This is a genomic window from Streptomyces sp. NPDC090798 (assembly GCF_044768965.1).
Lineage (GTDB): Bacteria > Actinomycetota > Actinomycetes > Streptomycetales > Streptomycetaceae > Streptomyces.
This window is the reverse complement of the sequence record NZ_JBIVXA010000020.1, coordinates 132,505-150,191: the sequence shown is the minus strand read 5'-3', so window position 1 is coordinate 150,191 and position 17,687 is coordinate 132,505. Positions and strand designations below refer to the sequence as shown.

Sequence of the window (17,687 nt, the reverse complement as noted above, 5' to 3'; positions counted from 1 at the left end):
AAGTTCGTTGACAGCGGCCAGAGTTGGCCGCCGCGCCGAACTTCGTACGACTTCGAGGTGAACGTGGGGCGTCAACCACTCATCGGGTCGTCGCCCGGGTCCCCCTGAGCCATCGCGAAGGCGGTGGCCGGATCCCCTGTCGCCGGCCCCGCGGGCGTCCAACGGCCCCGCTCCTTGCGGTACGGCCACCATCGACCGTCACGCCCCAGACGCAGCTGGGCAGGTGCGCCGACGGCGGTCCAGCGGTTGCGGGTGGCACGCAGTCGAGGCCGCTCGTCCTCGTCCCAGGCCGCGTCCAGGGCGGCACGCGCGCGTGCGAGTGCCTCCGCCTCCACGGCCCACTCGTCCTCCAGCACGGCCAGCGCCACCACACCCCCGTGGTGCCAGGCGCGTACGGCGAGCGCCAGTTCCTGCCGGTCGCGCCCCGATCCGGCGGCCAGCCGCCCGACGATCGCACCTTCAGCGGCGGACGCCGCAAGCCGTACCGCGTCCTGCCCGACCGTCAACTCCGCCGCCGGTGCTTCCTGCGCGTGAGTCGGCCTGAGCGCCTCGGCGAGCAGCCGGTGCGCCTCGGCAGCGGTCGCGGCGGCGAGGAACTCTAGGGCGGGCGGGTCGACGCCGGGTGCGGGCGCGGCCTCGGTGTCCAGGGAGGGCGGCCGGCCGGGCACCTCGGGCAGATCCGGCGGAGCGGGCAGGGACGGCAGGATGTCCCCGGCCGCATACGCCTCGCCGGCGTCCACGCCCTGCTGAGCGGGCTCCGGGGAGCCCGGCCGATTCTTCGCGCTCGCGCTGTCGCGCGACTGAAGCTCGTCCAGCAAGGTGCGTTCGGCGCGGCCTCGCATCAGCAGCAGGGCGAACGGATCCTGGTCGAGCAGCCGCGCCATCTGATAACAGAGCGCCGCGGTGTGGCCACAGTGGTCCCAGGCCCCGCAGTCGCACTCGGCCTCCAAGTCACCCAACCCCGGAAGAAGTTCGACTCCCGAGGCCGCCGCGTCCTCCACCAGATGTGGGGGCATCTCACGGTCGAGCAGCGCCGCGACATGCCCGGCCCGTTCGACGGCCATGTCCAGGAAACGGTCCCACCGCTCCGCGGACAGTTCCTGAAGCAGCACGTCCGAGCGGTGCGCGGTGCCGTCCCGGTCCCGAACGACGGCGGTGATGCGCCCAGGCCGCACCGACACGGCTCCCACGGCCCCCGCACGCGCGAGTCTGCGGCCGGTCTTCACGCCCTCCGAGTCCAGCGCCGCGTCCTCCAGCGCCCTCAGCCAGGCCCGGCCCCACCACGTCTGCGCGAAGCCCCGCCCCTGTGCGGGCGGCAGCGCCGCGAACGTACGCTCCTCGTTCCGATCCGTCATCGTGCGTCTCCTCGCAGCTCCACCAGGTCGGCAAGTTCGGCGTCGGTGAGCTCCGTGAGCGCTGCCTCTCCGGCGCCGAGGACCGCGTCGGCCAACTGCTGCTTGCGCCGGAGCATCTCGGCGATGCGGTCCTCGATGGTCCCCTCGGCGATCAGTCGGTGCACCTGCACGGGCCGCGTCTGGCCGATGCGGTACGCGCGGTCCGTGGCCTGCGCCTCCACGGCCGGGTTCCACCAGCGGTCGTAGTGCACGACGTGCTCGGCCCGCGTCAGGTTCAGGCCCGTGCCCGCGGCCTTCAACGACAACAAGAAGACAGGGATTTCGCCCTCCTGGAAGCGTTCCACCATCGCCTCGCGCTCATGAATGGGTGTCCCGCCGTGCAGGAACTGCGTCGCGACGCCGCGCACCGCGAGATGGCGCTCGATGAGGCGCGCCATCCGCACGTACTGCGTGAAGACCAGAACGCTCGCTCCCTCGGAGAGGATGGTGTCGAGCAGTTCGTCCAGCAGCTCCAGCTTCCCGGACCTGCCCGGGATCTTCGGCCGGTCCTCCTTGAGGAACTGCGCCGGGTGGTTGCAGATCTGCTTCAGCCCGGTGAGCAGCTTCACGATCAGACCGCGCCGCGCCATGCTGTCCGCGCCCGAGATCTCCGCGAGGGTCTCACGCACCACCGCCTCGTACAGACCCGCCTGCTCCTTGGTGAGCGAGACGGCACGGTCGGTCTCGGTCTTCGGCGGCAGCTCTGGCGCGATACCGGGGTCCGACTTGCGCCGCCGCAGCAGGAACGGCCGGACCAACTGGGTGAGCCGCTCGGCAGCCGCGGGATCCTGAGCGCCTTCGACGGCCTGCGCGTAACGCGTCCGGAAGGAGCCGAGACTCCCGAGCAGGCCCGGTGTCGTCCAGTCGAGGATCGCCCACAGCTCCGACAGGTTGTTCTCCACCGGCGTGCCGGTGAGCGCCACGCGCGCGCGGGCGCCGATGGAGCGCAGCGCCCGCGCCGTCGCCGAGTAGGGGTTCTTCACGTGCTGCGCCTCGTCCGCGACGACCATGTCCCATGGCACCTCGGCCAGTCGCGGCGCGTCGAGCCGCATCGTGCCGTACGTGGTGAGCACGAACTCGCCGTCCGCCAGGCCTTCCAGACTGCGCCGCGAGCCGTGGAAACGGCGCACCGGCGTGCCGGGCGCGAACTTCTCGATCTCGCGCTGCCAGTTGCCCATCAAGGAGGCCGGACAGACCACGAGGGTGGGGCCCGCCGATGTGTCGGTCTGCCGGTGCAGATGCAGGGCGATCAGCGTGATCGTCTTGCCCAGGCCCATGTCGTCGGCCAGACAACCGCCCAGTCCCAAGGAGGTCATCCGGGCGAGCCAGTTGAGGCCCCGCATCTGGTAGTCCCGCAGCGTCGCGGTGAGCGCGGCGGGCTGCCCGACCGGTTCCTGCCCCTCCGGGTCCGAGAGCCGCTCCCGCAGCGTCGCCAGCCACCCCGTGGATCGTACGTCGACCCTGCGGCCGTCGACCTCCGTGGAGCCCGTCAGAGCGGCGCTCAGCGCTTCGACGGGCGTGAGCTTGCGGTCCTGTTGCGCCCGGGCGCGGCGCACCTCCTGCGGGTCGACGAGGACCCACTGGTCGCGCAGCCGCACCATGGGGCGGTTCGCCTCGGCGAGGTGGTCCAGCTCCTGTCGTGTGAGTTGCTGATCGCCCAGCGCGAACCACCAGTTGAAGGCCAGCAGCGCGTCCGCGGACAGGAAGGAGGGGGTGGCCGACGCGATCTTGTCCGGACTCCGCTCGTCGTCCGGCGGGCCGATGACGGCGCGGGCGGTCAGCTTGCGAGCCAACTCCTTGGGCCAGTGCACGTCGACGCCGGCGGACGCCAGCATGCGGGCGCCCTCGCCGAGGAGTTCGGTGACCTCCTCGTCGGCGAGTTCGACGGCGTCCGGCACCGTCGCCGAGAGCAACGGGGTGAGCGGGGGCCAGGCACGGGCCGCACGGCGCAGGGCGAGCAGGACGTCCATCCGCGCGCGTGGGCCGAAGGCCGCCGATCCGGCCCAGACGGCGAGGGCGTCCGCGACGAGACCCGGGTCGTTCACGCTGTGCACCTGCAGCACCCCGCGGAAGGGGAGTCGCGACTCGTCCGCCCCGGCCGACGCCAGCCCAGGGACCTCGACACGCAGCGAGACGCGTACGCCCGCGTCGTGCCCAGCGGCCACGTCGGCGGCCCAGGCGCGCTGCTCCGGCACATGCTGCGGCTCCGGCGCCGCGAAGGCCGCTCCTCCCGCGGCCGGCGACGCGGCGGGAGAGCGGGGCAGCGCGTCCGCCACCGCGTCGAGGAAGGCTCGCAGCAGCCGCTCCGGGTCGGGCAGCCGCACCGGCTCACGGCCGTCCACCGGTACGGCGTGCGCGTCGGGCGGCATCGCCGCGGCGAGTTCGCGGACGCGCTCCAGGTCGTCGGCCCGCAGTGGACCGGCACGCCACGCGTCGTGGTCGCTCGCCGTCAGCCCCGGCAGCAGCAGACCCCGTGCGGCGAGTTGGAGGGCGAGCACGGCGGCCGCGCCCCAGAACGTGGTCGCCCGGTGTGCGTGTGCGGTGGCACGCGCGCGCGTGAGAACCGGGAGCGCGGCGCGCACCGGGAGCAGGACGGCGGGCACGGTCACGAGCTCGACACCGTCGTCTCCGGGCAGTGCGACGGTCAGGTCCTCGAAGGCGCCGGAGGTCACCACTGGTGGGACGCCACCCTCGGGCCGCCAGAAAGCGACGCTTCCGGTACGGGACGGATCGGCGGGCATGAACACGGCACAGCATTGGGCCAGTTCGGAGATCTCAGCGGGCGTTGCCGCAGGAATTCTCTGCACAGCGATGGCGCATTCCTCAAATTTGACTACTGGGTCGGAGTCGCCGAGGGTACAGCACCGCGTACACAGGGCGGGGATGCCGGACCGTGAGGTGGCTCTCCCTGGGCCGGGGGTGTACGTAACCCCCCTCGATGGACGGGGAAAGCCTCAGTACGTACACGGGTGGTGGCGTCATGGTCGCCGAGGGTCACTGATTCGTACGTTTCATCAGGTCAGCCCCTTCCCTCAGAAACCGGAGACCCGCCATGCCTCAGACCGCCACAGCCGTCATGGAAGACCTTCCAGGGGGTGGCGTCGGGCAGAGCCCCGGAAGTGACTTCGCGCCCCTCCTGCGCACCGTCAGGGCTCGGGGTCTCCTGGACCGGCGCCACGGCTGGTACGCACGCGCGATAACGGCGAACGCGCTGGCCCTGGCCGCGGTGGTGACGGGTGTCGCCCTGATCGGCAACTCCTGGTGGGCGCTTGTCCTCGCCCCGCTGCTCGCCGTGTTCTCGGCCCGCACGGCCTTCATAGGCCACGACGCGGGCCACACGCAGATCACCGCCAACAAGGGGGTCGGCCGTGCGATCGGCCTGGTCCACGGCAACCTGCTCCTCGGACTGAGCTATTCCTGGTGGAACCACAAGCACAACCGCCACCACGCCAACCCGAACCACGTCGACAAGGATCCCGACGTCGTCGCAGACGTCCTTGTCTTCACCGGTGTGCAGGCCGAGGTCCGGGTCGGCTTCCGGCGCTGGCTCACCCGCAACCAGGCCTGGCTCTTCTTCCCGCTCACCCTCCTGGAAGGCGTCGCCCTGAAGGTCCACGGTTTCCAGGACCTGCGCCGGCAGCCGCCGCGCGAGCGGGTGGTGGAGGCACTGTTGCTGGTGACCCACGTCGTGGCGTACGCGACCTTGTTGCTCACCTCCATGTCCCTCGGCAAGGCCCTGGCCTTCGCAGCGCTGCACCAGGCACTGTTCGGCCTGCACCTGGGCATGGCCTTCGCGCCCAACCACAAGGGCATGGAGATGCCCGACCCGGACGGCGAGCGCTGGGGCCATCTGCGCCGCCAGGTGCTCACCTCCCGCAATGTCCGCGGCGCCGCCCTGACCGACTGGTTCCTCGGCGGCCTCAACTACCAGATCGAGCACCACTTGTTCCCCAGCATGCCCCGACCCCACTTGCGGCTCGCCCAGCCGTTGGTGCGCGCACACTGTCGGGAATTGGGTATCCCCTACGCGGAAACCGGGCTCGTCGACTCCTACCGGCAGGCCCTGCGTCACATGCACGAGGTCGGCGAACCCCTCAGGACCGAGCAGCCGCGGAAGGCCTCGGCGGGTGAGTGAGCGCGGAGGGTCTCAGGGCTGAGTCAGGGGAGCGCCTCAGGGATGTCTCAGGGTCGCGCACTGGAACCGTGAGAGGCGTGGACCCGTTTTCAGGACAGAGAGCGGCAGCAGCCGCGAAGGAGGCGACACATGTCGAAGAACGCGAAGATCGCCGCAGGAGGTGTGGCGGTCGGCCTCATCCTGCTGATCTGGTTGCCCTGGTGGGCCGCCTTCTTGATCGTGGTGGGAGTTCCGGCGGCCGCGTACCTGACGCTGGATCCCTCGCAGCGGCGCAGGCTGCGCCGCATCACCCGCAAGGAACTCGGCCGCTGAGGCGCTGCCGATCGAGTGCGTCTCCCGGCAGGTGGGGGGCGGCTCCGTCGCCGCTCGCGGACCGTGCCGCCGGCAGGGTCCGCGAGCGGACGCGTTGTCCCGCCAAGTCCGCGGCGACGGGCGATCCACGGCCCGCGGCCGTCGGCCGCGGGCCGCTCGGTCAGGGATCTTCAGCCAGGGATCGGGAGTGTTCCCGGGGGTGTGCGACGTTGCTCGCCCCGACGCGGACACCGCGCGACCGCTCAGCTGGGGCGTACGGCCATCTTGTCGAGGGCCTCCAGGAGACCGGGCAGTTCCGGGCCCCGGCCGACGGGCAGGACCTCTCCGGGCTCCTCGTCGAGGAGGACGAAGGCGATGTCGTCGGTCCGGGCGACCATGGACCAGCCGGGGCCGTCCGCGCGCAGGGTCCGGGCGTCGCCGGTGGCGAAGGACGAGCGGACGCGGCCCAGGGGCGGCGGGGTGTCCACATAGGAGCGCGCCTCCGCGAGCACCCGGCGGACACCGTTGCGGCTCTCGCCGCTGCCGCTGTCGCCGTCGGCGCTCTCGGTCTCGTCCTCGGGCTGGGCGGTGTCCTCCGACGTGACGAAGTCGCCGTCGTCGATCTGCTCCCGCCAGATCGCCCACTGGAGGGCGATCTCGTCCGCTCCTAGGCGCCGTTGGGCCGGTCCCCAGACGGCGGTGTCCGGTGGAGTGAGCGCGGGCCGCTCCGTGAGCTCGGGCGCGGGGTCGTGCGGGGCCGGCACCCCGGGGGCCGCGACCGCGACCTCCAGGGGCCAGCCGGGCAGCGCGGAGACGACCGTGCGCTCGTCGGGCGACAGCTCGTGCTCCATCCCGCAGTCCCAGGACGCGATGGCGACGGCGACCAGCGAGACGTCGTCGATGACGACCGTCCACCGTGCACCCTCGCCATCCTGGCCGAGCACGAGACCGTACCCGTCGGCCAGCGGTGCCAGGTCGAGCGCCGCGCAGGCCTCCGGGTAGTCGTCCCCCAGCACGCTGGGGAACTTCGCGGGCGTCAACAGCACCGCCGTCAGTACATACAGCGCGTCGTCGTCCGCGGTGGCGACGGCGCCATCGTCCGTCCCGGCCATCCCAGCCTCCCGATCGCTACGTTCGTCGGCGCACCATAATGCGATTCGAAGGCGCTTGTCACGAGCCCGAAACAGACGCGGAGCTGCAGTTATCCGGCTGGACGGGGGCGAAACGCCCGGCCCGCGCCCACCGCGGTCAGGCGGCGGGGAGTCCCAGCAGTGTCCGCGCCACCGTCCGAGGCGACTCGTCGCGCTCCCGCGCCAGAGCGATGACGGCGCGGCAGGCCAGCTCGTTCACCCCGAACGACAGCGCCTCGGGCGACACCCAGGCCGCGGCCTCGTCGATCTGCTCCTGGTCGTCCTCCGCACAGGCCGACACATAGGCAGCGGCTGCCTCGAAAAGATTGTGTGTACGTTTCTCCGGTCGCCGCTTGGCGGCCCGTTGCGCCTCGGCCTCGTCGGCCGCTTTCCGGCGCCATATCTCGCGGAGTCTGCCGAACATTCCGGTCATCGGGCCACCTTCCCCCTGCGCGGTTGCCATCGCTGATCGTTCATCTGCTGCTACTCAACGTAGAGTTGAAGGCCCGGCGGCAGAAGAGGGACGGTCCGGTGAAGCGTCGCGAACCTTCCCTTCGAGTGAGTCGATCGTGGCCCGCAGCCAGGTGAGTTCGGCACGGCTCGTGGCCCGGGCGATGGTGAGAATGCCCTGCCGGAAGGGATCGTCGAGCTCTTCGGCGCGCAACGGCCGGTCGCCTTCGTAGAAGAAGCTCGCGGGCTCCTCCAGGAAGGTGAGCCTGCGGCGCAGTACCGCGGCCTGCGCCGCGGGGTGGGCCAGGTGTCTGAGGAAGGCGAGCACCGTGAACCAGCGGTTCTCGTCGGTGATGTCGCGCTGTGCGGGCTCCGCGAGCCGGCGGCGCAACTCGCTTCTCCCCTCCTCGGTGAGCGTCAGGACATGGCGCGGGGCAGCCACGGAGCCGGGCTGCGTAGCCCGCGCCAGCAACCCCGCCTTCTCCAGCCGCTTGATCGCGGGATACAGCGTGCTCTCCGCGACGGGCTTCACATGGCCGGTCAGCGCGGTGATGCGCTTGCGCAGCTCGTAGCCGTGCAGTGGGGCGTCGTACAGAAAACCGAGGATGGCCAGCTCAAGCATGCCCTGCATTCTGCCGCACCAGCGGTGTACATCCTCTCCTTCATACATCGCTTCCTATATACATCGGCTCCGATGTATTCTCCTGGAGCGCGAGAAACGATGAGGCAGACGCGAGGGAGAGCAATGAGGCAGGCCGAGTTCGACGGCAAGGGAAGCCGCATCCGCTGGACGGAGGCGACGGGTGCTGAACCGGCCCGGGTGTACGTGCACGGACTGGGGTCGGCCTCGACGGTCTACCACGCCCACATCGCGGCCCGGCCCGAACTGGCAGGGCGCCGGACCCTGTTCGTCGACCTGCCCGGCCACGGCATCAGTGATCGGCCCGCGGACTTCGGCTACAGCCTGGAGGACCACGCGGACGCGCTGGCGGCCGCCCTGGACGAGGCCGGTGTCACGGCGGCGGAACTGGTCGCGCACAGCATGGGCGGCGCGGTGGCCATCGTGCTCGCCCATCGGCGTCCCGAGCTCGTGTCCAGGCTGGTTCTCACGGAGGCGAACCTCGACCCGCACCCCCCGGTCAAGGCGGGCAGCAGTGGCATCGCCTCGTACACGGAGGAGGAGTACGTCGAAAACGGCGGCCACGCGCGCGTGCTCGACCGGGTCGGCCCGTCCTGGGCGGCGACCATGCGGCTCGCCGATCCGCGCGCGCTGCACCGCACCGCGATCGGCCTCGTGCGTGGCACGGTCCCCACGATGCGCCACCTGCTCGTAGAGCTGACGGCGGACCGTGTCTACCTCCAGGGGGCGCTGAGCGGTGAACTGGAGGACAGGGAGGGGCTGGAGGCCGCCGGAGTCCGGGTGGTGACCGTTCCCGGTGCGGGGCACAACGTCATGTTCGACAACCCCGACGCCTTCGTGGCCGAGGTCGCCGGACAGGTCTGAGGCCTCAGCCCCGCCGTGTGGCCAGCGCCAGGAAGCGGGCGTCCTCGTCGGCGTACGAGGTCATGTCCCAGCCGGAAGCGGCCAGCAGGGGGCGGAGATTGGCCTCCGCCCTCAGGTCGCCCGGTGTGATCCGGCGCCCCTGGCGCGCCGCGAGCGCAGCCCGGCCGATCGGATGGAACAGCGCCAGCGTGCCACCGGGCCGCACCACCCGCGCCAACTCCCTCAGATTCTCGTCAGGGTTGGGCAGATGCGCGATCAGACCCGCACCGAAGACGGCGTCCAGTGACTCGGTGCGCAACGGCAGCGCGGTGACGTCGGTGAGCAGCAACTGCCCGTCGCGGTGCCGTCCGGCCCGTACCGCCGCCGCGAGCATGGCCGGGGTCAGATCGGCCGCGACGACCACGCCGGAGGGCCCCACGGCCGCGCGCAGCGGCGGCAGCGCCCGTCCGGTGCCGCAGCCCGCGTCGAGCACGCGGTCTCCCTCGCGCAGGCCGAGTTCGCCGACCGCCGCCGCATAGGCCGGCCCGTCGTCGGGGAACCGCGCGTCCCAGTCGGCCGCGCGCGCCGTGAAGAACTCCTGGACATGTGTGTGGTCCTCGCTCATGTCCCGCATGATCTCTCACTGACACGAAGTACGACTCTGCGCACACGTTCGAGCGTCACGCGATCGGTCACGTACCTGTCTGTGTCATATTTCAACACCTTTCGAAATGCGCCCCCTTTGTACGCCCCTGCGGGGACTAGCGTCCCTGAGCCATGGGACACCTGGACCACGCCGCCTTCGGCTGGCTGACCCCCGTGCTGTCGTACGCGATGGCCTCTATAGGCGCCGCCCTGGGGCTGCGCTGCACGGTCCGCGCGCTCGGCGCCACCGGGCGCTCGCGCCGCAACTGGCTCCTCACCGCGGCCTCCGCGATCGGCACCGGCATCTGGACGATGCACTTCGTGGCGATGCTCGGCTTCAGTGTGAGCGGTACGGAAATTCGCTACAACGTGCCGCTGACCATCCTCAGTCTGCTCGTCGCGATGGTCGTCGTCGGCGCGGGCGTCTTCGCCGTCGGCTACGGCCGCGACCGGGGCCGTGCGCTCGTCCTCGGCGGACTCACCACCGGACTCGGCGTCGCGAGCATGCACTACCTGGGCATGGCGGCGCTTCGGCTGCACGGCGTCGTGCGCTACGACCCGGTGCTCGTCGGGCTCTCCGTGGTGATCGCCGTGGTCGCGGCCACCGCGGCCCTGTGGGCGGCACTCAACATCAGGTCGCCCGTCGCGGTCGCCGTCGCCTCCCTCGTCATGGGTGGGGCGGTGAGCAGCATGCACTACACCGGAATGATGGCGGTGAGCGTGCGTGTCAGCCCCTCAGGGGAGGCCCTTCCCGGGGCCACGGCGATGCAGTTCATCTTCCCCCTCGCCGTCGGCCTCGGGTCCTATCTCTTCCTGACCTCTGCATTCGTCGCGCTGTCCCCGACGGCCCGCGAGCGCGAGGCATCCGCGTCGGCCCAGCGGCCGGTCGAGAGCGTCGCCCGCTAGTGGCGGGCCCGAGTCACGACGGCTCGGACGACACGCCCCGAACCACTCCGAGCGAGGAGGCCATGCGTCCACCCCGTAGGACCCCTGCAGCCGGCGCCGAGCCGTCGGCCCCACCCCCGCAGCGCGGCCGCCGCGCCCACGCGGGACCGCCCGCCGACGAGTACACCGACCCCGACGAGGACGCCACAGGGACGCAGCCAGAGGCATCCGCGCGCGCCGGACGATGGCGCATGCGTCCTCGCACCGTGCGGGCCAAGATCGTCTGTCTGCTCATGGTGCCGGTGGTCTCGTTGCTCGCCCTGTGGGCGTACGCCACGGTGAGTACCGCCCAGGATGTCGCGCGGCTGCGGCAGTTGCAGCGTGTGGACTCCACCGTCCGAGCGCCGGTCGACGACGCCGTCGCCGCGCTCCAGGCCGAGCGCGCGGCCGCCGTCCGCCATGCGACCGACCCGTCCTCCGAGCCACAGAGCGATCTCAAGACGCTGGCGGAGCGCACCGACCGCGCGGTGGCGAAGCTGCGACTGGGCGACCACAACACCGTCGCCGACGGCGCCGACCTGCCCGCCGGAGTGGCCGGACGGCTCGACACCTTCGTCAACGGGGCCGAGAGCCTGGGGCCCCTGCGCACCGCCGTACTGGAGCGACGTACCGGATGGGACGAGGCGTACGGGCAGTACACCAGGACCATTTCGGCCGCCTTCGCGGTCGGGGGCGCCCTCACCGGCATCCAGGACGCCGACCTGGGCTCCGACGCGCGCGTACTCCTAGAATTCTCCCGGGCCGGCGAGGCGCTGGCCCAGGAGGACACCGTGCTGTCCGGTGCCCGGCTCGCCCACACCCTGGACGGTGAACGACTGCGGCTGTTCACCGGGGCGGTCGCCACCCGCCGCACCCTGACCGACGCCGCCGTCGCGGATCTGCGCGGACCCGAACAGGCCTCCTGGCGCGACCTCGTGACGGGGAACGCGTACACCGAGGTACGCGCAGTCGAGGACAAGGTGCTTGCGTCAAGGCCCGGCGGAAACGCCGTCGACGCCGCGCCGGAAGCCGACTGGAACACCGCCCACGCGCGTGTGCAGAACGCCATGCGCGCCATCGAGGCGAAGGCGGGCCGGGGTGTCGCGGACCGGGCCGACCCCTTGACCCGCGGTCTGCTGACACCCGCCGGCGCCGCTGTCGTATTCGGCCTCGCCGCCGTCGCCGCGTCGCTCGTGATCTCCGTACGCATCGGACGCGGCCTCGTCGTCGAGCTGGTGCTCCTGCGCAACAGCGCCCTCGAGATCGCTCGACGCAAACTGCCCGAGGCGATGCGCAAGCTGCGCGCGGGGGAGGAGATCGACGTCCGCGCAGAGGCTCCGCCAGGACCACCCTCGGAGGACGAGACCGGACAGGTCGCGGAGGCCCTGGGCACCGTGCACCGGGCCGCCCTGCGCGCCGCCGTCGAACGCGCGGAACTGGCCAGCGGGATCTCGGGGGTCTTCGTCAATCTCGCCCGGCGCAGCCAGGTCCTCGTGCACCGCCAGCTGAGCCTGCTGGACAGCATGGAGCGCAGGTCCGAGGACCCGAACGAACTGAGTGACCTCTTCCGGCTCGACCACCTCACCACCCGGATGCGGCGCCACGCGGAGAGCCTGATCATCCTTTCCGGCGCCGCACCCGGCCGGGCCTGGCGCATGCCGGTCTCGCTGACGAACGTGGTCCGCGCGGCCGTGTCCGAAGTCGAGGACTACGCGCGCGTGGAGGTACGACAGCTGCCCGAGGCATCGGTCGGCGGCGCCGCCGTGGCCGACCTCACCCACCTCCTGGCGGAAATCGTCGAGAACGCCGCCCAGTTCTCCCCGCCGCACACCCGCGTCCGCATCACCGGCGAACCGGTCGGCAACGGCTACGCCGTGGAGGTCGAGGACCGAGGACTCGGCATGGGCAAGGAGACGCTCGACGAAGCCAATCGGCGCATCGAACAGTCCGAGGCGCTGGACCTGTTCGACAGCGACCGGCTCGGTCTCTTCGTGGTCAGCAGGCTCGCGGCCCGGCACGGCATCAAGGTGCATCTGCGCACCTCGCCCTACGGGGGCACCACCGCCGTCGTCCTGCTACCGACCGCGCTGGTGCACGCAGGCGCGGCGGAACGTTCCCCCCGCAAGGCGGACGACGGAAGGCCCGACGAACGCGAGTACGCGCGTGTGGCGGCCGCCCCGGAGCACGGCTCCGTCGAGGCGCCCATCGAGCGGCCCGCACTCGTGCCCCTCGTGCAGACCGCTGCCGAACCCCCTGCGCACGGCTCGCCGGAAGCCCCCGTGAACGTGTCGTCCGAAACCCCTGTGAACGGCTCGCCGGAAACCCCACCACCTGGAGTCACCACTTTGCGGCTGCACCGCCCTCCGGACGACTCCGAAGGGTCCGAAGACCTCCCACGGCGCGTACGGCAGGCGAGCCTCGCGCCCCAACTACGCGCACAGCGAACCGAGGAGCCGACTCAAGTGGCGGCCCACCAGCACGACGACACACGCACCCCCGAACTCGTACGGGACCGTATGGCGGCCTACCGCGACGGCTGGGCGCGTGGCGGTGGCAGAACACCCGGTCGCGACGCCACTCCAGACCCCGATGCGGGCAGCGACAGCAGTGAAGGAGACCCCGCGTGATCCAGGACTCGAGCATGAGGGCCGCCCAGCGATCCGGCGAACTCGACTGGCTGCTGGACGACTTGGTGCTGCGTGTCGCCGAAGTGCGGCATGCGGTGGTGCTGTCGAACGACGGACTGGCGGTGGGTTCTTCCACCGGTCTCAGGCGCGAGGACGCCGAACACCTGGCCGCCGTCGCCTCGGGCTTTCACAGTCTGGCCAAGGGCGCGGGACGCCACTTCGGCGCCGGGGGCGTACGCCAGACGATGGTGGAGATGGACGACGGCTTTCTGTTCGTCGCGGCAGCGGGCGACGGTTCGTGCCTCGCCGTCCTCACCTCGGTCACGGCCGACATCGGTCTGGTGGCCTATGAGATGGCGCGGCTGGTCAAGCGCGTCGGCGAGCACCTCTACACGCCGCCGCGGGTCGCCGCGCAGCCGCCCGCCGCCGGATGACCGAGGACGGGCGGCGCAGATGACCGAGGACCTCGCGGGCAGCCAGTGGTACGACAGCGAAGCGGGACCGCTCGTCCGTCCCTACGCGATGACGGGCGGCCGCACCAAACCGGGCCCCACCGGAGTGCGCTTCGATCTGATCGCCCTGGTCACCCTCGACAAGGGCGCGTCCGGAGTCGACGAGGACTCCCTGCTCGGGCCGGAACACCGGGCCCTCATCGACCTGTGCCGCACGGAGACACAATCCGTGGCCGAACTCGCCGCGGGCGCGGACCTGCCGGTGGGCGTGGTCAGAGTGCTGCTCGGCGACCTGATGGAACTGGGCTGCGTCACTATCAGCCGCCCGGTGCCGCCCGCACAACTGCCCGACGAGCGGATCCTCCGCGAGGTGATCGAGGGGCTGAGGGCGCTCTAGATGAACGACACGACTCCACACACGCACATACGCACCGATGCATACCCGGCATCGTTCGGCCGGCGCCGACCGCTGCCGCCACTCCCGAGAGAAGTGATCGATGGTCTCCGAGAACTCCGACGCCTCGGCCGACGAAACGACCGCCCTGGCGTTGAAGATACTGGTAGCCGGCGGGTTCGGCGTGGGCAAGACCACCCTGGTGGGGGCGGTCAGCGAGATCAGGCCGCTGCGCACCGAGGAACTGCTCAGCGAGGCGGGTCAGTCGGTGGACGACACCGGCGGCGTGGACCAGAAGGTCACGACGACCGTCGCCATGGACTTCGGACGCATCACCATCCGGTCCGGCCTCTCCCTCTACCTCTTCGGCACACCGGGCCAGGACCGGTTCTGGTTCCTGTGGGACGAGCTGTCGCAGGGCGCGCTGGGGGCCGTCGTCCTCGCGGACACCCGCCGGCTCGAGGACTGCTTTCCAGCGGTGGACTACTTCGAGCACCGGCACATCCCGTTCGTGGTGGCCGTCAACTGCTTCGTGGGCGCCCGCGCCTACGGCGCCCAGGACGTGTCCCGCGCCCTCGACCTCGACCGGGGTACGCCCGTGGTGCTCTGCGACGCCAGGGACCGCGACTCCGGTAAGGAGGTACTCATCCGGCTCGTGGAGTACGCCGGGCGGGTGCACACCGCCCGGCTGCTCGACTCCGTCGGTTGAGGCCACGGAAAAAAACGGCCTGGGCCTCCGAAGGGGAGACCTAGGCCGCGATCGAGGTCCAAGCCACGACCTTCTCGATCCTCACGCGGACGAGGAGTTCACCCGGGACGCCGTTGCGCTTCCCGAGCTCCTCGGCCCGATCCTCACCCATGTAGCGTGCGCCGATCCGAGCTGCCCAGTGACGCAGCTCGTCCAGCTCCTCCGACAACTCGGCACGACCCTCCAGAACCACGAAATCGAACGGCGGCCGGTCGTCGTCCACGCAGAGGGCGGCTCGCCCGTCGCGGGCCAGATTCCGTCCCTTCACACTGTCCTTCGCGGTGTTGAAGAGCACGTGGTCGCCGTCCAGGAGAAACCAGATCGGCGCCACGTGCGGACTTCCGTCGGCGCGGACGGTCGACAGCTTTCCGGTGCGGGTGCCCTGGGAGACGAAGGCCCGCCATTGCTCATCGGTCATCTTCTGTGCCATGCGCCCATCCTCCTTGCCCGGAGGGCGGCCGTGGGGAAGGCTGGCTGGTCGGATCCTCCAGCCAGGGGGAAAAGCATCACGGGGAGATGGAGCATGGCGCAGAACACGGGGCTCGGCTGGCTGCTCGACGACCTGACCGAGCGCGTCGAACACGTACGGCACGCGTTGGTGCTGTCCAACGACGGGCTGGTGACCGGCGCGAGCACAGGGCTTCGACGTGAGGACGCCGAGCACCTCGCGGCGGTCTCGTCGGGCCTGCACAGCCTGGCGAAGGGCTCAGGTCGGTACTTCGGCGCCGGTCAGGTGCGCCAGACGATGATCGAGTTCGACGACGCGGTCCTTTTCGTCACCGCGGCGGGCGCGGGCAGCTGTCTGTGTGTACTCAGCGCCGCGGAAGCCGACATCGGCCAGGTCGCCTACGAGATGACACTGCTTGTCAACCGTGTCGGCGAACACCTCGGCGTGGATGAACGCCAACCGGAACGTCCGTCTTCCGTAGACCTCTGACCTGCGGATACGTCATCGCGGGGAGAGTTATCCACAGGCTCGCCGCGAGATCCGCCGAACCGGCTACGGTTTTTCTCGAAGCAAGCGCCCGACGGCGCGAGCACCTCACTCCACGGGGGAGAACCGTCATGTCCGGAAACACCATCACGCAGTCCACCACCTTGCCGTCCACCACCTCGCAGTCCGCCACCTTGCCGTCCACCGCATCGAGGTCCGCCACATCGTCGCTCGGACGCGCCGCGCGAGAACTGGAGCTCAAGCGCGGCGAGTTCGACCTCGCCCTGCATCTCGGACGCGTCCGCACCATTCCCGACGAGGGAGGAGGCGGACGCCGCGTCACCCGGGCGGAGATCGAGCGGGTGCGCTCCGAGGACGGCTTCCCCGAGGCATTGCGGGAACGCGTCAAGGCTGTCGGCACCACGGAGGGCGCGGCGCTCATGGGCGTGACGGCCGCCAGGTTCACGCGCTTCGCGCGCCTGGGCCTGGTGGTGCCCGTGAAGTTCTACCTGAACCGGTACAGGGCTGTGGTCTGGCTGTACCTGGCCGAAGAACTGCGCCACTTCGGGGCGGACGAGCGTAACGCCCCGCTGCTCAAGGGCCGTACCCCCGAGGGACTCCGCGATCAGCTGGAAGCCGGCCTGGACCTCCGCCCCCGCAACTGGCGGGGACGGCACATGGGATTCCTGCTGCGGCAGACCGAGGACCCCTGGGCGCGGGCCGCGATCGTGGCCTCGCTGCTCGACCCCGTTCAGGTGGCCGAGATCGTCAGGGACCCGTACGAGCGCGCGTATCTGAACCGCTTCCGGCCCGAGCGGGCCGCCCACGCCGCCGCGCCGGACACTCCCGCCGCGCACCTCGTCTCGCGCATCATGACGGCAGAGGATCCCGACGAGGTCAGCTGGCTCCGTGCCGACCTGGGCCAGGCACTCGTCGAGGCCCGAGAGCTCCGCCCCGCACCCCGCCCGACCCCGAAGGCCTCGCCGGCGCCGGTCTCCCCCTTGGTCGCGGCGGCTCCGGCGGCCTCGCGACCGCGGGAGGCCGCCCTCGAGGGCAGGGCCCCGAGCGTGGAGCCCGAGCGGCCACGGAGGCTCCTCGGCTGGCTGCGCCGCAGAAACCCCTGACGGGGCGCTCCTGTCCGCGACGCACGGACCAGCCCTCCCCGGACGGCTCCTTCCCGGGCCCTGTCCGTCCTGCATCCTTACAGCGTCCGAAAAAGCCCCTCCTGGACGACCGAGACGAGCAGGCGTCCCTCCAGGTCGTAGATGCGCCCGCGGGCCAACCCGCGACCGCCCGTCGCGATCGGCGACTCCTGGTCGTACAGGAACCACTCGTCCGCGCGGAACGGCCGGTGGAACCACATCGCGTGGTCGAGCGAGGCCATGTCGAAGCCGCGCGGACCCCACAGCGGCTCCACCGGGATGCGGACGGCGTCCAGGAGGGTCATGTCGCTCGCGTAGGTGAGGGCGCAGGTGTGCACGAGCGGGTCGTCGCCCAGCGGCCCGACGGCACGCATCCACACCGCGCTGCGGGGCTCCGCGTCCTTGATCTCCTCAGGGGTCCAGCGCAGTCCGTCCACATACCGGATGTCGAACGGCTGACGGCGCGCCATGCGCTCCAGCGACTCGGGAAGCGCGCCCAGATGCTCGGTTATCTCCTGCGTGACCGTCGGCAGCGACTCCGGGTGCGGGATCTCACGGGCCGGCGGCAGCTGGTGCTCGAAGCTCCCTTCCTCAGGCTTGTGAAAGGAGGCGGTCAGATTGAAGATCGTGCGGCCCTGCTGCACGGCGGTGACGCGACGGGTGGTGAACGACCGCCCGTCCCTGACCCGTTCGACCTGGTACACGATCGGTACGCCCGGCCGGCCGGGGCGCAGGAAGTACGCGTGCAGTGAGTGCACCGGCCGGTCGGCCTCGGCGGTGCGCCCGGCCGCCACCAGGGCCTGGCCCGCCACCTGGCCGCCGAAGACCCGCTGCAGTGATTCGTCCGGGCTGCGGCCACGGAAGATGTTGACCTCGATCTGCTCCAGGTCGAGCAGGTCGACGAGCCTCTCGGCCGGGTTCGTCATGTGTGGGATTCT

The 17,687-nt window shown here is 71.1% G+C and carries 18 protein-coding genes; 10 read left to right on the top strand and 8 right to left on the bottom strand.

Annotation, left to right across the window (positions count from 1 at the left end; translation table 11 throughout):
- Positions 1–71: 71 nt before the first annotated feature.
- Positions 72–1,355, bottom strand: coding sequence for an SWF or SNF family helicase (locus tag ACIQTP_RS34740; RefSeq protein WP_403407480.1), 1,284 nt, complete (start codon positions 1,353–1,355; stop codon positions 72–74).
- Positions 1,352–4,201 carry a DEAD/DEAH box helicase gene (locus ACIQTP_RS34735; RefSeq protein ID WP_403407479.1) on the bottom strand — a complete coding sequence of 950 codons (2,850 nt, stop codon included), beginning with the start codon at positions 4,199–4,201 and terminating at the stop codon, positions 1,352–1,354. Before ACIQTP_RS34735 ends, ACIQTP_RS34740 begins: the two co-directional genes overlap by 4 nt.
- Positions 4,202–4,446: 245 nt before the next feature.
- Here ACIQTP_RS34735 and ACIQTP_RS34730 point away from each other — a divergent pair, with 245 nt between their 5' ends.
- Together ACIQTP_RS34730 and ACIQTP_RS34725 are read left to right on the top strand one after the other, a co-directional pair.
- Complete coding sequence (locus ACIQTP_RS34730) at positions 4,447–5,529, top strand: fatty acid desaturase family protein (RefSeq protein ID WP_403407477.1); 1,083 nt, start codon at positions 4,447–4,449, stop codon at positions 5,527–5,529.
- A 129-nt stretch (positions 5,530–5,658) separates the two neighbouring features.
- On the top strand, positions 5,659–5,841 hold the full coding sequence (locus tag ACIQTP_RS34725; RefSeq protein WP_148008078.1) for a hypothetical protein: 183 nt from the start codon (positions 5,659–5,661) through the stop codon (positions 5,839–5,841).
- Positions 5,842–6,083: 242 nt separating this feature from the next.
- Here the strand turns inward: ACIQTP_RS34725 and ACIQTP_RS34720 are convergent, their stop codons facing one another.
- The 3 genes from ACIQTP_RS34720 to ACIQTP_RS34710 form a co-directional block, all read right to left on the bottom strand.
- Positions 6,084–6,932, bottom strand: coding sequence for a hypothetical protein (locus ACIQTP_RS34720; RefSeq protein WP_403407475.1), 849 nt, complete (start codon positions 6,930–6,932; stop codon positions 6,084–6,086).
- A gap of 136 nt (positions 6,933–7,068) precedes the next feature.
- Positions 7,069–7,383 (bottom strand): hypothetical protein, encoded by a 315-nt coding sequence (locus ACIQTP_RS34715; protein ID WP_403407473.1) that lies wholly within the window; start codon positions 7,381–7,383, stop codon positions 7,069–7,071.
- Between the two features lie 54 nt (positions 7,384–7,437).
- Positions 7,438–8,022: a PadR family transcriptional regulator gene (locus ACIQTP_RS34710; RefSeq protein WP_403407471.1), complete on the bottom strand. Its 585-nt coding sequence runs from the start codon at positions 8,020–8,022 to the stop codon at positions 7,438–7,440.
- A 123-nt stretch (positions 8,023–8,145) separates the two neighbouring features.
- On the opposite strand from ACIQTP_RS34710, the gene ACIQTP_RS34705 reads away from it, so the two are divergent.
- Positions 8,146–8,904, top strand: a complete 759-nt coding sequence (locus ACIQTP_RS34705; protein ID WP_403407469.1) for an alpha/beta fold hydrolase — start codon at positions 8,146–8,148, stop codon at positions 8,902–8,904.
- A 4-nt stretch (positions 8,905–8,908) separates the two neighbouring features.
- Here the strand turns inward: ACIQTP_RS34705 and ACIQTP_RS34700 are convergent, their stop codons facing one another.
- Positions 8,909–9,508 (bottom strand): class I SAM-dependent methyltransferase, encoded by a 600-nt coding sequence (locus tag ACIQTP_RS34700; protein ID WP_403407467.1) that lies wholly within the window; start codon positions 9,506–9,508, stop codon positions 8,909–8,911.
- A gap of 152 nt (positions 9,509–9,660) precedes the next feature.
- Between ACIQTP_RS34700 and ACIQTP_RS34695 the strand changes: the two genes are divergently transcribed.
- From ACIQTP_RS34695 to ACIQTP_RS34675, 5 genes are all read left to right on the top strand, one after another.
- Positions 9,661–10,434: an MHYT domain-containing protein gene (locus ACIQTP_RS34695; protein WP_403407465.1), complete on the top strand. Its 774-nt coding sequence runs from the start codon at positions 9,661–9,663 to the stop codon at positions 10,432–10,434.
- A gap of 62 nt (positions 10,435–10,496) precedes the next feature.
- Positions 10,497–13,079, top strand: coding sequence for a nitrate- and nitrite sensing domain-containing protein (locus tag ACIQTP_RS34690; protein WP_403407463.1), 2,583 nt, complete (start codon positions 10,497–10,499; stop codon positions 13,077–13,079).
- The gene (locus ACIQTP_RS34685) at positions 13,076–13,513 is read left to right on the top strand and encodes a roadblock/LC7 domain-containing protein (protein ID WP_403407461.1); all 438 of its coding nucleotides are present in this window, start codon (positions 13,076–13,078) and stop codon (positions 13,511–13,513) included. The genes ACIQTP_RS34690 and ACIQTP_RS34685 overlap by 4 nt, the downstream gene beginning before the upstream one ends.
- Positions 13,514–13,532: 19 nt before the next feature.
- Positions 13,533–13,928, top strand: coding sequence for a DUF742 domain-containing protein (locus ACIQTP_RS34680; protein WP_403407459.1), 396 nt, complete (start codon positions 13,533–13,535; stop codon positions 13,926–13,928).
- A 100-nt stretch (positions 13,929–14,028) separates the two neighbouring features.
- Positions 14,029–14,634, top strand: coding sequence for a GTP-binding protein (locus tag ACIQTP_RS34675; RefSeq protein ID WP_402039449.1), 606 nt, complete (start codon positions 14,029–14,031; stop codon positions 14,632–14,634).
- Between the two features lie 40 nt (positions 14,635–14,674).
- Here the strand turns inward: ACIQTP_RS34675 and ACIQTP_RS34670 are convergent, their stop codons facing one another.
- Positions 14,675–15,103, bottom strand: coding sequence for a PPOX class F420-dependent oxidoreductase (locus ACIQTP_RS34670; RefSeq protein WP_403407457.1), 429 nt, complete (start codon positions 15,101–15,103; stop codon positions 14,675–14,677).
- 93 nt (positions 15,104–15,196) lie between these two features.
- Between ACIQTP_RS34670 and ACIQTP_RS34665 the strand changes: the two genes are divergently transcribed.
- Together ACIQTP_RS34665 and ACIQTP_RS34660 are read left to right on the top strand one after the other, a co-directional pair.
- The gene (locus tag ACIQTP_RS34665; RefSeq protein ID WP_403407455.1) at positions 15,197–15,610 is read left to right on the top strand and encodes a roadblock/LC7 domain-containing protein; all 414 of its coding nucleotides are present in this window, start codon (positions 15,197–15,199) and stop codon (positions 15,608–15,610) included.
- A 128-nt stretch (positions 15,611–15,738) separates the two neighbouring features.
- Positions 15,739–16,731 (top strand): DUF6397 family protein, encoded by a 993-nt coding sequence (locus ACIQTP_RS34660; protein ID WP_403407453.1) that lies wholly within the window; start codon positions 15,739–15,741, stop codon positions 16,729–16,731.
- A gap of 77 nt (positions 16,732–16,808) precedes the next feature.
- Here the strand turns inward: ACIQTP_RS34660 and ACIQTP_RS34655 are convergent, their stop codons facing one another.
- Positions 16,809–17,675 carry an acyl-CoA thioesterase gene (locus ACIQTP_RS34655; protein WP_403407451.1) on the bottom strand — a complete coding sequence of 289 codons (867 nt, stop codon included), beginning with the start codon at positions 17,673–17,675 and terminating at the stop codon, positions 16,809–16,811.
- Between the last annotated feature and the right edge of the window lie 12 nt (positions 17,676–17,687).

What these genes read in the sequence shown, in the direction of transcription:
- ACIQTP_RS34655 (WP_403407451.1), bottom strand. Translation starts at nt 17,675, where the DNA reads ATGACGAACCCGGCCGAGAGGCTCGTCGACCTGCTCGACCTGGAGCAG.
- ACIQTP_RS34730 (WP_403407477.1), top strand. Translation starts at nt 4,447, where the DNA reads ATGCCTCAGACCGCCACAGCCGTCATGGAAGACCTTCCAGGGGGTGGC.
- ACIQTP_RS34675 (WP_402039449.1), top strand. Translation starts at nt 14,029, where the DNA reads ATGGTCTCCGAGAACTCCGACGCCTCGGCCGACGAAACGACCGCCCTG.
- ACIQTP_RS34690 (WP_403407463.1), top strand. Translation starts at nt 10,497, where the DNA reads ATGCGTCCACCCCGTAGGACCCCTGCAGCCGGCGCCGAGCCGTCGGCC.
- ACIQTP_RS34740 (WP_403407480.1), bottom strand. Translation starts at nt 1,355, where the DNA reads ATGACGGATCGGAACGAGGAGCGTACGTTCGCGGCGCTGCCGCCCGCA.
- ACIQTP_RS34660 (WP_403407453.1), top strand. Translation starts at nt 15,739, where the DNA reads ATGTCCGGAAACACCATCACGCAGTCCACCACCTTGCCGTCCACCACC.
- ACIQTP_RS34710 (WP_403407471.1), bottom strand. Translation starts at nt 8,022, where the DNA reads ATGCTTGAGCTGGCCATCCTCGGTTTTCTGTACGACGCCCCACTGCAC.
- ACIQTP_RS34715 (WP_403407473.1), bottom strand. Translation starts at nt 7,383, where the DNA reads ATGACCGGAATGTTCGGCAGACTCCGCGAGATATGGCGCCGGAAAGCG.
- ACIQTP_RS34700 (WP_403407467.1), bottom strand. Translation starts at nt 9,508, where the DNA reads ATGAGCGAGGACCACACACATGTCCAGGAGTTCTTCACGGCGCGCGCG.
- ACIQTP_RS34725 (WP_148008078.1), top strand. Translation starts at nt 5,659, where the DNA reads ATGTCGAAGAACGCGAAGATCGCCGCAGGAGGTGTGGCGGTCGGCCTC.
- ACIQTP_RS34670 (WP_403407457.1), bottom strand. Translation starts at nt 15,103, where the DNA reads ATGGCACAGAAGATGACCGATGAGCAATGGCGGGCCTTCGTCTCCCAG.
- ACIQTP_RS34720 (WP_403407475.1), bottom strand. Translation starts at nt 6,932, where the DNA reads ATGGCCGGGACGGACGATGGCGCCGTCGCCACCGCGGACGACGACGCG.
- ACIQTP_RS34695 (WP_403407465.1), top strand. Translation starts at nt 9,661, where the DNA reads ATGGGACACCTGGACCACGCCGCCTTCGGCTGGCTGACCCCCGTGCTG.
- ACIQTP_RS34705 (WP_403407469.1), top strand. Translation starts at nt 8,146, where the DNA reads ATGAGGCAGGCCGAGTTCGACGGCAAGGGAAGCCGCATCCGCTGGACG.
- ACIQTP_RS34665 (WP_403407455.1), top strand. Translation starts at nt 15,197, where the DNA reads ATGGCGCAGAACACGGGGCTCGGCTGGCTGCTCGACGACCTGACCGAG.
- ACIQTP_RS34680 (WP_403407459.1), top strand. Translation starts at nt 13,533, where the DNA reads ATGACCGAGGACCTCGCGGGCAGCCAGTGGTACGACAGCGAAGCGGGA.